The sequence below is a fragment of the Thalassotalea fusca genome, from assembly GCF_053485835.1.
Map to the genome: position 1 here is coordinate 107,249 of NZ_JBQRUN010000012.1, position 12,841 is coordinate 120,089.

A 12,841-nucleotide genomic window follows, 5' to 3' on the forward strand; every position below is an offset into this window, starting at 1 on the left:
ATTTAAAAAAAGGGCATGTATTCATAGTGAGACGGTCAGAAATCCCGCTACGATTAATGATTGCTATGCCTTTATATTCATTGGTATTACACCATGTAATTTAATAATAATTTAGGTACAAGACATGGAATCATTGCAAGTTAAAGACTATATGAACTCATACCCTGTCACGTTCACACCAGAGATGGTATTGGAAGAAGCTTCGTTGAGATTCTTAAAGACTAAGCAAATTGGTGGGCCTGTGGTAGATGACAAGCACCAGTTAGTGGGTTTTTTATCTGAAAGTGATGTATTAAAGCAAATGTTAGAAACGAGCTATTACAACGAACATATCGCCAATGTTTCTGACTTAATGCGCAAAGAGGTTTTGTCTGTAAAACCTTATGATAGCATCGTCGAATTGGCGCAACAGATGTTAGGAAATAAGCCTAAAGTTTACCCAGTTGTTGATGACGATGGTAACTTATTGGGCACAATTTGTAGAAATGATGTTCTGCAAGCTATTGATAAGCATACGCGTGCGACATTTCATGCAGGCAAGTAATTAGCCTAATTTATTTCTGAAGTTTATACGCAGATATTCCACCAAGATAATTTGTTTTGGGATACCAAGTCTTTTTACTTTGTTGTCGGCTTAAATAAGTCGACACTTAGTCTAACATTTTCCTTATTTTTACGTCCTTCACGCTGTTATTATTCAATTAAGCTGTTAAAATTTCCCTCAAATTTATCTTTATAGCATTTGGTATTTTTCCTACGCCTGTAGTACCAAGCTTGTATATGTGTTTTCGTTGCAAAGCGAGTTACACGTCTCACCGTGGCGTAAGTTGTTGAGTATTAACGTGGATTCATTATTAAAATTACTTTCACAAGTAAAACTATCAGACAGAGCATTGTTGAAAAAGCGAATAGCTGGGCTGTCAAAAATTAAAAATGACAATAAAAAGAAAAAAGCGGAAGAGCAGATTTTTCAAGCCATACAGCGCTCAATAAATAGTAAACAAGCAAAACTAGCCAACCTCCCTAAAGTCACTTACCCAGAATCGTTACCTGTTTCGCAAAATGCTGAACAAATTAGTCAAGCAATTGCGGATAATCAAGTGGTGATAATTGCAGGTGAAACTGGCTCAGGTAAGACGACACAAATCCCTAAAATTTGCCTTGCGCTTGGTCGTGGGGTTGAAGGTGTAATCGGTCATACACAACCCAGAAGAATTGCGGCGCGTACAGTTGCATCGAGAATTGCTGAAGAACTGAATTCACCGTTGGGCAAGGCTGTTGGCTACAAAGTTCGTTTTAACGACATGGTTGATGAAAACAGCTATGTAAAATTGATGACAGACGGGATTTTGCTCGCGGAGCTTCAAAACGACAGGTTATTGCGTCAGTATGACACTTTGATTATTGACGAAGCACACGAGAGAAGCCTAAATATTGATTTTATCTTGGGCTACGTTAAAGAAATATTACCTAAGCGTCCAGATTTAAAGGTGATTATAACATCAGCAACGATTGACCCCGAAAGATTCTCAAAGCATTTTGACAATGCGCCGATTATTGAAGTGTCAGGTCGAACGTATCCTGTTGAAATGCGTTATCGCCCGTTAAATGAGCAAGAAGAAGATCGTGACGTAATCTCAGGCATTATTAATGCGGTAGATGAACTAGCTGAATTGCCAGTGGGCGATATTTTGATATTCCTCAACGGTGAGCGTGAAATCAGAGACACGGCATATGCACTCGAAAGAGAAAACTATCGAGATACGCAAATATTGCCACTGTATTCGCGCTTAACAGTACAAGAACAAAATAAAATATTTGCACCGCATCGTGGTCGAAACATAGTATTAGCGACCAACGTTGCAGAAACAAGTTTGACTGTCCCAGGGATCAAGTACGTAATAGACCCCGGTACAGCAAGAATCTCAAGGTATAGCTATCGCACTAAAGTACAACGACTTCCTATCGAACCTATTTCACAAGCAAGTGCAAATCAACGTGCAGGTCGTTGTGGCCGGGTTTCGTCAGGTGTTTGCGTCAGACTTTATTCAGAAGAAGACTTTCTAAATCGTCCAGAGTTTACCGATCCAGAGATCTTGCGCACAAATTTAGCGACCGTGATTCTACAAATGTTGTCGCTTGATTTAGGCAATATTAGTGATTTTCCATTCGTACAGCCGCCAGATCATCGACATATCACAGATGGCATGCGCTTATTAGACGAATTGGCGGCGATTGAACATAATCATTCGAATAGTAAACTAACAAAATCGGGAAGGGCGCTATCAAAGTTCCCTGTTGATCCTCGATTAGCAAAGATGATGTTGACCGCATTGAACATTGGTTGCGCTAAACAGGTAGCGGTTATTGTAAGTGCATTAAGTATTCAAGACCCTCGAGAACGTCCGCATGAAAAACAACAGGCGGCCGATGAAAAACACAGCCGATTCAAGCACAAGACTTCGGACTTTTTAAGTTTGCTTAATCTATGGGAATATATTGGGACAAAACAAAAAGAATTGTCTAACAACCAATTTCGTAAGCTGTGCCAAAAAGAATACTTGTCGTATATTCGTATACGGGAATGGCAAGACATATACAGCCAATTGAAATTAACTATCAAAGAGCTAGGAGAATCATTTAGCTCAGTTGATATGGAGTTAGAATCAAGTCCTGATGTAATTCACCAAGCAATATTGTCTGGTTTATTGAGTCATTTAGGGCAACTTGATGAAAATCGAGAATATAAAGGCGCTCGTAACAGCAAGTTTTTTATATTCCCCGGTTCTGCCTTGGCGAAAAAGCCGCCTAAGTGGATTATGGCGGCAGAACTTGTTGAAACCAGCCGACTGTTTGCTCGAATGGTCGCGAAGATAGATGTTCAGTGGGTAGAGCAGTATGCACAACATTTGCTTAAGCGCAGTTATAGTGAACCGCACTGGGAGAAAAAACAAGGTGCGGTGATGGCTTATGAGCAGGTGTCGCTCTATGGTTTAATAATCGTGGGCAAACGCAAAGTTTATTTTAATCAGATTGAACCTAAGACATGCCGCGATATTTTTATCCAGGAAGCGCTGGTTAATGGTGATTTTGCAATTAAAGAACCTTTTTTTCAGCGAAATCGTGCGTTAGTTGCTGAGATTGATAAGCTTGAGCAAAAAGCCCGTCGACGTGATTTTCTTACCGATGACCAACATTTATGTGAGTTTTTTGAGCAGCGAATTCCTGAGCAAGTGATTTGCCAACGTAGTTTTCTCGCATGGTGGAAAAAAGAAAAACAGCAATCACCTGAGCTGTTAAATTATACCAAAGCGTTATTGCTTAATGAGTCAGAAAGTACGGTCAGTCAACGCGAATACCCTGATACATGGATTCAAAACAACTTAACATTACCTCTTACTTACCATTTTGAACCCGGTGCAGAAGACGATGGGATATCTGTCAATATTCCAATTGGAATCCTCAATCAGGTACAGGATGTAGGATTTGATTGGCTCATTCCAGCGGTTCGTCACGAACTCATATTAGCTTATATAAAAGGATTGCCAAAAGCGCTGCGTAGAAACTTTGTTCCTGCTCCCAATTATGCGTCAGCTTGCGAAGCCGCACTTTCAGATATGTCGTTTACATTTTGCGAAGCGGTAGGCAAGCAACTTCTTAGAATGACAGGTGTTCGAGTTGAAAAAGAAGCATGGCAAGCGGTTGAGTTGCCGACACACTTAATCATGAATTTTAAGATCTTGAATGAAAAAGGTAAGTTGATCAAACAAGGACGTAGTCTGACAGCGTTACAAGCAGAACTTCAAGGTAAGGTAAAGGCGTCAATCAAGAAAGTAGCAGAAAAGGGCATTGAGCAAACCGACTTAACTGAATGGAATATTGATGATCTGCCAAAGGGCTATGAGAAAAAAGTGGCCAACATCAAAATTAAAGCGTTTCCGGCATTAGTAGATAAGAAACAGTCGGTTGCCGTTGAATTATTTGAACAAGAGAGTCTTGCGGAAAAGGCGATGTTGCTTGGCGTAAGCAGGCTCGTACTACTAAACATTCCTTCGCCAGTTAAATACCTTCAACAAAAGTTACCTAACAAGGCAAAGTTGGGTTTGTACTTCAATCCATTTGGCGCAATTGGTGATTTGCTTGATGATTGCATTTCGGCTGCGTGCCAGCATTTGATTGAGGAAAGAGGAGAGTTACCGCGAACAGAGGCTGATTTTGCAGCTTGTAGAGATTTTGTAAGGGCTGAAATCGCCGACACTGTATTATCAGCAGCAGTAAAAGTTGAACAGGTCTTAAGTTTAGCTCATGAAATTAACAAGAAGCTCAAAGGGAATGTACCACTTAACGTGATTCAATCCCATGGTGATATAAAAGCGCAATTAAATAAATTGATATTCAAAGGTTTTGTCAGTGCGTGCGGCGTTAAGCGATTAGATGACATTAATCGATATTTAAAAGCAATTGTTCGTCGATTGGAAAAATTACCCATAGATCCTAATCAAGATCGTTTAAAGATGTTAGAGATTGCTAAGGTTGAAGATGCTTATCAAGCGCTGGTTAAGCAACAAAGACAGGACGTACCTTTACCAGAAGATCTTGAGCATACGCGATGGATGATAGAAGAACTTAAAGTATCTCTGTATGCGCAAAATTTGAAAACTGCATACCCAATATCGGCAAAACGCATCATGAATCACCTTAAGTCGATCCAATAGTTAATTGACAGACTATGGGCGAGTGGTTATAAATGAAACATATTAACAGTATGTAAAATGGAGTAGTAATGGTCAATTATGATGACAAGCGTGACTTTTATCGTATGATGCTCAACAGCGATGTAACGGTAACCGTCATCGACGATGAAGCTAATAGTCAGTTTTTAGCTACTTGCCGAGATTTAAGCGCGACTGGAATGGCCATCGAAATGCCGCATCCTTTAGAAGTTAATACGCAAGTTAAGGTTAACGTTGATTCTGTTAATGGTAGTGTGCAGCCATTAGATGTAACTGGGCGAGTTGTAAGAGTGAATGAAGAAAGTCCAGAGTGTTATTTAATAGGTATAAATATTTCCGAGATTGATTAACTGTAGTAGTGTGATTAACTGTAGTAGCTCATATCTGATCATACAGTTTAGAAGAATAGGTTTATATTTCATCTGACAGGCAGCTATGAGCGAATAGCGGTCATTAAATTTGAATAAATACTATACTGGTTTTATGCTTTCTAAAGATAGTTTAAATCGGAAAGGATTACCATGAGATACAGGATTGAAATTTTAGTACCAGTAATTTTTTTAGGGTACATCGCTTTTTTTCCACTTATATCTGGAGAGATTACTCATCATTTTTTAAAAAGCCATATATTAGTCCCATTTGTTTTAATTCTCGTAGCTCTGACGGTACTTTCATTTGGATTATCGCAGTTAGGTGAATTAATAAAATCTATAAAAACTTTTTTTGTTTATGATTACCAACCAACTTTAATTAAATTGGAGACAATCAAAGGGGCAATAGTTTATTGTTATTCTGCTTCTATATTATGGTGTTTATACGCTGTAGTTATGTCATCGGCATTTACGAATGAGATTAGTATATTGATACCTGATTTAGCTCTTTCGCTAACATATGGTTTTATAGTCGCAGAATTTATTCTTCGTCCTTTAGGTAAAAGAATTAATTTTCTACAACACTCTTAGCTGAAATTATTAAAGGCCGTTGTTGGCACATATGCGACTATTAGATTTGTTTGAATCCTATTAATCGAATCTGACTGGTCAAATTAATACTAATTCAGATTAACGCATCACTTCCTTGTGATGCTCTTAGTCAATTCGACTGATTTTGTAGGAGAGTGGTTATCACTCTACCTGACAAACGAGTCCTTTTAAGTAATAACCTTCTGGGTAGTTGCTAGCTATCGGGTGATCACCCGCTTGCTGGAGTCTTTCCACAAAATATACGTTTCTATTAGCATCTAATGCCGCATCTGCGACGACCTTTTGAAATAAACTCGCATCCATTAGGCCTGAGCATGAAAATGTGAGTAAAACACCACCTGGTTTAAGCAACTGCATCGCGAGCATATTGATATCTTTATAACCACGGCAAGCGCTAGTGAGTTGTGCTTTTGAATCAACAAACTTTGGTGGATCTAAGATGATCATATCAAACGTTCGTTTTTCACTGCGATACTGTCTTAATAATTTAAACACGTCTTCTTTTACGAAAGAAACAGCTTTGTCTTGTAGATTGTTTAATGAAAGATTTTCTTTTGCCGTATCTAGCGCTGCCTGAGAAACATCAACATTGATCACTTCTTCAGCATTGTTGGCTGCACAATGCAGTGAAAAAGTACCTGTGTAAGAAAAGCAGTTTAAGACGGATTTCCCTTTTGCATATTTACCAGCCGCAACCCGAGAATCGCGTTGATCAAGGTAGAACCCTGTTTTGTGGCCGGTCGCAACATCTACTTTGATCTTAATGCCATGCTCTTCAATGACACAGTCTGTAGTATCTGTTTCGTTGGCTAACCAACCTGTAATAGGCGTCAGTCCTTCTTTTTTACGCACGTCAACATCAGAACGTTCGTAAATGTGCGCATTAGGATATAGCTCTAACAAGCAGTCAACGATAGTGTGGCGATGAAAGTCCGCACCTGCACTTAGTAGCTGACAAACGATAAAGTTGTCGTATTTGTCAATGGTGACTCCTGGCAAGCCATCTGATTCGCCTGCAATCAGGCGATAGCCAGTTAGCTGACCTTGTTCGATAAACCATTCTCTACGTGCCTGTGCTGACTTTAATTTGTTTAGAAAAAAATCGCGGTCTATTTCTTCAGTTTGGTCGAAGGTCCATACCCGTATTCTTATTTGAGAATCTGGCGAATAAGCGCCTCTAGCAAGAAAGTTTTCTTTGCTATCAAACACATCAACAGTCTCACCAATCATTGGTGACCCCTTGATTTTATTGATAGCTTTCGAAAAAACCCAAGGATGTTTTCGGCGTAGTGACTTCTCTCTTGAAACTTTTAAATAAATTCTTGCTGACATTTGCCTATACTTAGATGGATGATGGTGAAATGCGCCGAGTTTAGTTGATGACAGGCTAGGGTGCAATCACCAAATGTGTTTATTATAAATAGTATGAGAGTGCTAGTAATGAATGTAAGTTATATCGCACACATAAGTGGAAAAGTTCAAGGCGTATATTTTCGCGCTTCGAGTCAACAACAAGCGATTGAATATGGAATTAGTGGCTATGCACGAAACCTTGAAGGTGGTGATGTCGAAGTGTTGATGTGCGGAGAGCAACAATGCGTCGACAAAATGCTTGAATGGCTATCGCATGGACCACCTCAGGCAGAAGTTAGTCGCGTAGAGACCAAGCAAGTACCGTGGCAGGACCATAATCATTTTGCGATAAGTTAAATTCATATTTGAATGGCAGCATTTGCTTTGGCAAGTGCTATAGTAGGCTGACATCTAACGTTAGTTTATTGGTATTCTTTTGAAATTTATCTCTGTTAATCAATTAAATGAGCTTTCAATCACTGAAGGCGAAACTCCAGCAATATCTGACAATGAAGTGCTGGTTGAAGTGAAAGCAATCGGTGTTAATCGCGCAGACATTTTACAACGTTATGGTAAATATCCAGCTCCGAAAGGAGAGTCTGACATTCTTGGTTTGGAAATGTCTGGTATCGTAACCAAAGTCGGTAATCAGGTTAAACAATGGCAATCTGGCGATGCTGTTTTTGGGCTAGTTCCTGGTGGAGCCTATGCGCAATATACCAAGCTACTTGCATCTCATTTGTTTTCTCTTCCATCAGGATTTACGTTTGAACAAGGTGCTAGTCTTGCCGAAGTATTCCTCACAGCCTATCAAAGCTTATGCGCCATCGCGCGTGTTCAAACAGGTGATAAAGTTCTCATACATGCTGGCGCTAGCGGTGTGGGTACTGCCGCAATTCAATTAGCGAAAGCAATGGAGTGTGAAGTGGTTGTTACTGTTGGTAATGAGCATAAGGAAAAGGCCTGCAGACAACTTGGCGCAGATCACGTGATCAATTATCAGACCCAAGACTTTGTTGAATGGACTAAAGAAAATCTACCTGCAGGATTTGACGTTATCATAGATGTTGTTGCAGGAGATTACATTAACAAGAACATTAAGGTTTGTGCATTGGATGGCCGCATAGTGATATTATCAATGCTAGGCGGGCGTTACGCTGAACATATAGATGTTGCCAAACTACTGCAAAAACGCATCAGCATTTTTGCATCAACGCTTCGTAATCGTAGCAATGATTACAAAACGGAGCTTATCAGTAATTTTAACAATCGCTTTAGTTTCTCAAGTGGTCAATTAATGCCAGTGATTGACACGATTCTGCCATGGCAGGCATCAAATGACGCACACCAGATATTAATGGAAAACCGCAATGTCGGTAAAGTTGTAATGACGGTTGAATAGAGCGAAGCAAAGATTGTAGCAAAACACGAAGAAATGTTGATTAGGCATTTAACCAAGTCTCTGACCTGTGTAGAATAGCGCGATATTTTTACTGGGTAATAAGTTGTTTTATGTTTGAATTGAAGTACAAAACCCCTTTTGAATGGACAGAGCCTGTATTGGCAGATTTTGACGCATTCTTGCAAGACCATGCCGCCGCTGAGAAAAAAGCATCTGGTATGGCTGTTTCAATGCTTTCTCATTATCCAGATCGTAAAAAACTGGTACGTGCTATGACGGATTTAGCGATTGAAGAGCTTATTCACTTCAAACAAGTGTTAAAGCTACTGCAAGCACGAGACGTACAAATGTCTAACGATGAAAAAGACTCATACATTAAGCAGATTCGCGGTGTATTCAGAAATGGTAAAGATGTATTTTTTCTGGATCGTTTACTTGTTGCAGGTGTAATTGAGGCTAGAGGACATGAACGATTTGCACTTGTTGCTGAAGCTTTGCCAGTAGGTAAAGAAAAAGACTTTTACGTAGCAATTGCTAAATCAGAAGAAAAGCACAAGAACATGTTTGTAGAGCTAGCGCTAGAATACTTTGATGAAAAAGAAGTTTATCAACGTTTAGATGAAATTTTAGAAGCAGAAGCAAAAATATGTGAAAGTCTGCCTTTTAGAGCAGCACTTCACTAAGTTCAAATAATAATTTAATAATCGATATTTGAGTAATTAATGACTAAGGCAGCTAATAAGTATTTTGAGCGTTACGCTGAAGCAGAAGTAAGTAGTCTTAGTCAGTTTCCAACCAGTATTACATTTGAGTATGCTGTTGTTATTCCCGCATACAAAGAAGCACCGACATTTGTTGAACGCTTGAGGAATCATCAAGCGGAAAATCATGCTTGTTTATTTGTATTGGTAATCAATCAACCAACTAATGACGCATGTAAGTTATTACAAATAGCCTTGCATGAGTATGTGCTGTCTATTGGTACTGAAACATGGCTTTCACCGTGTATAGAAGGTTCTGAAAAAGGTGCATTGTCTTTAGTACAAATTGCAGGAACTCGCAGCGCGATATTGGTGGTAGATCGATACAATACTCCCATTGCTTGCGATGAGGGGGTTGGTAAAGCGCGCAAAATAGGTGCAGATATTGCGTGTTTTCTATTCAAGAGAAATCAAATTTTATCTCCTTTTCTTCACTCGACTGATGCTGATGCTTCGCTACCAGTGAATTATTTAACGGCAACTAATGAACTTAAAAAAGACGATGTAGCTTGCTGTTATAATTTCTATCATTATTCAAGTTCAGAAGAAGTAAATAACGCTAATCAGCAATATGAGCTGGCGCTAAAATATTATGTTGCAGGTTTACACTACGCACGATCGCCATACGCATTTTTTACCATTGGTAGCATTATTGCAATTCGATTTGATGCGTATATTGCTGTACGAGGCTTTCCAAAGAAGAGCGCTGGCGAAGACTTTTATTTACTTAATAAGGTGGCTAAGCTTGGACAAATTGCCTGGCTACCTGATGCAGTGATAAAACTCGAAGCAAGAGAATCGGATCGTGTACCATTTGGCACTGGACCAGCTGTAAGTAAAATCATTACGTTGATGCGCAATAGGGAAGCGTATTGTTACTACCACCCTGAGGTTTTTCAATACTTGAGAGATATGTACCAATTATTACCAGAAATAGTTGCGCGTAAAAATGACATTGAAAATTGTCTTCACCAACTTCCGACAATACTGAGAAAAGCACTAGAGTCTATAGGGCTTTTGAGCTTTTTAAAAAAGCAAATGCACGCATCAGATGAACAGTTTAGACGACAATTTCATGTGTGGTTCGATGCATTTAAGACGCTTAAACTCATTCATGCAATACGAGACTTGGCGCTAGCTGATATTCCATTAGAGCAAGCACTTCAAGAAGCACCTTTCAAAGTAGAACATTAATTTTTTGTTCTCATTTTCTATTTTATCTAAGAGATACAACTGCTTATTTATCGCTTCATATTTTGACCATTAATTGTCGCAAAATTAACCGTTTTTAAGCATTGTGTTTGCTTCAATTCTTTCATATTCTACTCATACCAATTCGCATAAAGAATTGCCCACTTAGAATGACATGGGCGACATTAGAACAAACGAAATAAGTGTAGATATAGTTGTTCTACATTAAGCTTTTTTTGTGAAGTTATCATGTTGCCCATGCATTCCCAAAGGGCGAGTTTTAAAGGCTTATATGCTGCGTTATTGATTTTAACAAGGGAAATAACCATTCTTTGCAATCAACGCCTTGCCTCTAAACCTTTAAATTCTCGCTAAGAGAGCAATTTCTTATACGAATTGGTATCAAGTATCAAACACGAGGGCGCTATTGGAAAGTGTCTATGATACCTGATGCTTACGGAAGAGATTATTAGGAGTTTATCATGCAGGCTTCGGAGCAAACCATACTGATAGTGGACGATGAATCAGCTAATCGTCTCATTTTAGAAGAGCTTTTGGATGTTGAAGCAAAGTTTCTATTTGCATCAAATGGTACAGAAGCCATAAATCTTGCCAGAGAACACTTACCAGATCTTATCTTACTTGATGTAATTATGCCTGATTTGTCGGGATTTGAAGTAGTTGAAAGGTTAAAGTCCTGCCCAACGACAATGCAAATTGCAGTTATATTTATTACTGGATTAGCGAATAGTGACGACGAAGAACGTGGATTTTCAGTTGGCGCTTGTGACTATATCTACAAACCATTTAATCCTTCAATTGTAACCGCTCGCGTTAACATGCATTTAGAACTAATACGACAAAGAAAATTGTTGAATCGTATTGTTCATGTAGATGCACTCACAGGCTTAGCTAATCGTAGAAAGTTAGACGAAACACTCGAAAAAGAAATTCTAGCGTGTAAACGAGAATATAGTTCATTGCTGGTTGCGCTAATAGATGTCGACTATTTTAAGCAATATAATGATAACTATGGCCATGGCGCAGGAGACAATGCTTTAAAAAAAGTTTCATCCGCATTAAAGGAAGTCGCTCAGCGGCCTCGAGATTTTGTAGCTCGCTACGGTGGAGAAGAGTTTTTATTGATGGCGCCACATATAGATGAATTTGGTTCGCAAAAAATACTAAATAACCTAATGCAGACCATTGAAGACAAACAGATTGTACATGAATACTCCGATGCGGGAGATTTTTTAACCGTTAGTATTGGCGCTGCGCTTATTCAAGTAAATGCAGAAACAACCAGCGATAGTTCGCTCGCAGTTGCAGATCGATTATTATACCGAGCAAAGCGTGCAGGGCGTAATCAAATCGCTTTTTTACCGATTGATGCGCCAAAAGTGAGGTTAGCATCTTCTCGATAAAATAATTAGTTGTTATATTTGGGGGGGCGGGCTTCTCTCGAATAAATTTGAATTTTAGCTGAACCCGAATCAAAGACGTTTAATTGTTTTCTACTTTCTTAAAACGCATGATTGTTTTGCCATCTCGCACAATTTCTTCTGTAAACATGCTTAATGGTCTAATCCATATTTCGCGTTCACCATATTCTGGTTGATAAACCACATGAAGTTCTTCCGTTTCACTGTGCTTTGCAATGTACAGCACTTGATAATAGTTCCCTTTAAAATGTTGATATCTGCCTAACTCAATCATGTATTTCTCACTCATAAATTTGAACGGCTTATTCTAAGCAAAGCTTTGACGAATGCAATGGTTGTTTACTTATTGCGTAACAAATGTGATTTAGCATTATTTAGTGGGGAGATTATGGCCTTTGCCATGTTTATTTAAATAGAACTTTTGAAGAATTGGTTGCGGGAGCCGGATTTGAACCGACGACCTTCGCCGTGTTTATAAGAGAGCTGAGCCCGACGAGCTAAGTAAACGTGTAAATATAGGAAATATATATGATTAATATCTAGCAAAAATAAGGTAATAAAAATAGAAATATTCAAGAATTGGTTGCGGGAGCCGGATTAGAATCGATGACCTTCGCCGTGTTTATAAGAGAGCTGAGCCCGATGAGCTAAGCAAACGTTTAAAGATTGGAACAATTTAAGATCAATATCTAAAAAAGGGAGGTAATAAAAATAGAATTTCTCAAGAATTGGTTGCGGGAGCCGGATTAGAACCGATGACCTTCGCCGTGTTTATAAGAGAGCTGAGCCCGACGAGCTAAGTAAACGTGTAAATATAGGAAATATATATGATTAATATCTAGCAAAAAGAAGGTAATAAAAATAGAAATATTCAAGAATTGGTTGCGGGAGCCGGATTAGAATCGATGACCTTCGCCGTGTTTATAAGAGAGCTGAGCCCGATGAGCTAAGCAAACGTTTAAAGATTGGAACAATT

Annotated in this window: 11 protein-coding genes; 9 read left to right on the plus strand and 2 right to left on the minus strand. The window is 39.0% G+C overall.

What is annotated here, in order from left to right:
* Window positions 1-124: 124 nt before the first annotated feature.
* The 4 genes from ACSLUK_RS14620 (at window position 125) to ACSLUK_RS14635 (ending at window position 5,695) form a co-directional block, all read left to right on the plus strand.
* Window positions 125-544, plus strand: a complete 420-nt coding sequence (locus ACSLUK_RS14620) for a CBS domain-containing protein (protein WP_448549407.1) — start codon at window positions 125-127, stop codon at window positions 542-544.
* Window positions 545-836: 292 nt separating this feature from the next.
* Window positions 837-4,715, plus strand: a complete 3,879-nt coding sequence (gene hrpA / locus ACSLUK_RS14625) for an ATP-dependent RNA helicase HrpA (protein WP_448549419.1) — start codon at window positions 837-839, stop codon at window positions 4,713-4,715.
* Between the two features lie 68 nt (window positions 4,716-4,783).
* On the plus strand, window positions 4,784-5,083 hold the full coding sequence (locus tag ACSLUK_RS14630) for a PilZ domain-containing protein (protein WP_448549408.1): 300 nt from the start codon (window positions 4,784-4,786) through the stop codon (window positions 5,081-5,083).
* 171 nt (window positions 5,084-5,254) lie between these two features.
* The gene (locus ACSLUK_RS14635; RefSeq protein ID WP_448549409.1) at window positions 5,255-5,695 is read left to right on the plus strand and encodes a hypothetical protein; all 441 of its coding nucleotides are present in this window, start codon (window positions 5,255-5,257) and stop codon (window positions 5,693-5,695) included.
* 162 nt (window positions 5,696-5,857) lie between these two features.
* Here ACSLUK_RS14635 and ACSLUK_RS14640 read toward each other — a convergent pair whose 3' ends face one another.
* Entirely contained in the window at window positions 5,858-7,048 is a 1,191-nt protein-coding gene (locus ACSLUK_RS14640; protein WP_448549410.1) for a class I SAM-dependent methyltransferase, read from the minus strand.
* Window positions 7,049-7,156: 108 nt separating this feature from the next.
* On the opposite strand from ACSLUK_RS14640, the gene ACSLUK_RS14645 reads away from it, so the two are divergent.
* From ACSLUK_RS14645 to ACSLUK_RS14665, 5 genes are all read left to right on the plus strand, one after another.
* Window positions 7,157-7,426, plus strand: a complete 270-nt coding sequence (locus tag ACSLUK_RS14645; protein ID WP_448549411.1) for an acylphosphatase — start codon at window positions 7,157-7,159, stop codon at window positions 7,424-7,426.
* A 79-nt stretch (window positions 7,427-7,505) separates the two neighbouring features.
* Complete coding sequence (locus tag ACSLUK_RS14650; RefSeq protein WP_448549412.1) at window positions 7,506-8,471, plus strand: NAD(P)H-quinone oxidoreductase; 966 nt, start codon at window positions 7,506-7,508, stop codon at window positions 8,469-8,471.
* Between the two features lie 110 nt (window positions 8,472-8,581).
* Window positions 8,582-9,154 (plus strand): MiaE family protein, encoded by a 573-nt coding sequence (locus ACSLUK_RS14655; RefSeq protein WP_448549413.1) that lies wholly within the window; start codon window positions 8,582-8,584, stop codon window positions 9,152-9,154.
* 39 nt (window positions 9,155-9,193) lie between these two features.
* On the plus strand, window positions 9,194-10,426 hold the full coding sequence (locus tag ACSLUK_RS14660; RefSeq protein WP_448549414.1) for a glycosyltransferase family 2 protein: 1,233 nt from the start codon (window positions 9,194-9,196) through the stop codon (window positions 10,424-10,426).
* 479 nt (window positions 10,427-10,905) lie between these two features.
* Complete coding sequence (locus ACSLUK_RS14665; RefSeq protein ID WP_448549415.1) at window positions 10,906-11,847, plus strand: GGDEF domain-containing response regulator; 942 nt, start codon at window positions 10,906-10,908, stop codon at window positions 11,845-11,847.
* Window positions 11,848-11,926: 79 nt separating this feature from the next.
* Here the strand turns inward: ACSLUK_RS14665 and ACSLUK_RS14670 are convergent, their stop codons facing one another.
* On the minus strand, window positions 11,927-12,154 hold the full coding sequence (locus ACSLUK_RS14670; RefSeq protein ID WP_448549416.1) for a DUF1653 domain-containing protein: 228 nt from the start codon (window positions 12,152-12,154) through the stop codon (window positions 11,927-11,929).
* Window positions 12,155-12,841 lie beyond the last annotated feature (687 nt).

Bases quoted from the DNA above. Each gene is read 5' to 3' on its own strand.
- ACSLUK_RS14620 (WP_448549407.1), top strand. From the start codon at position 125: ATGGAATCATTGCAAGTTAAAGACTATATGAACTCATACCCTGTCACG.
- ACSLUK_RS14630 (WP_448549408.1), top strand. From the start codon at position 4,784: ATGGTCAATTATGATGACAAGCGTGACTTTTATCGTATGATGCTCAAC.
- ACSLUK_RS14635 (WP_448549409.1), top strand. From the start codon at position 5,255: ATGAGATACAGGATTGAAATTTTAGTACCAGTAATTTTTTTAGGGTAC.
- ACSLUK_RS14640 (WP_448549410.1), bottom strand. From the start codon at position 7,048: ATGTCAGCAAGAATTTATTTAAAAGTTTCAAGAGAGAAGTCACTACGC.
- ACSLUK_RS14645 (WP_448549411.1), top strand. From the start codon at position 7,157: ATGAATGTAAGTTATATCGCACACATAAGTGGAAAAGTTCAAGGCGTA.
- ACSLUK_RS14655 (WP_448549413.1), top strand. From the start codon at position 8,582: ATGTTTGAATTGAAGTACAAAACCCCTTTTGAATGGACAGAGCCTGTA.
- ACSLUK_RS14660 (WP_448549414.1), top strand. From the start codon at position 9,194: ATGACTAAGGCAGCTAATAAGTATTTTGAGCGTTACGCTGAAGCAGAA.
- ACSLUK_RS14665 (WP_448549415.1), top strand. From the start codon at position 10,906: ATGCAGGCTTCGGAGCAAACCATACTGATAGTGGACGATGAATCAGCT.
- ACSLUK_RS14670 (WP_448549416.1), bottom strand. From the start codon at position 12,154: ATGAGTGAGAAATACATGATTGAGTTAGGCAGATATCAACATTTTAAA.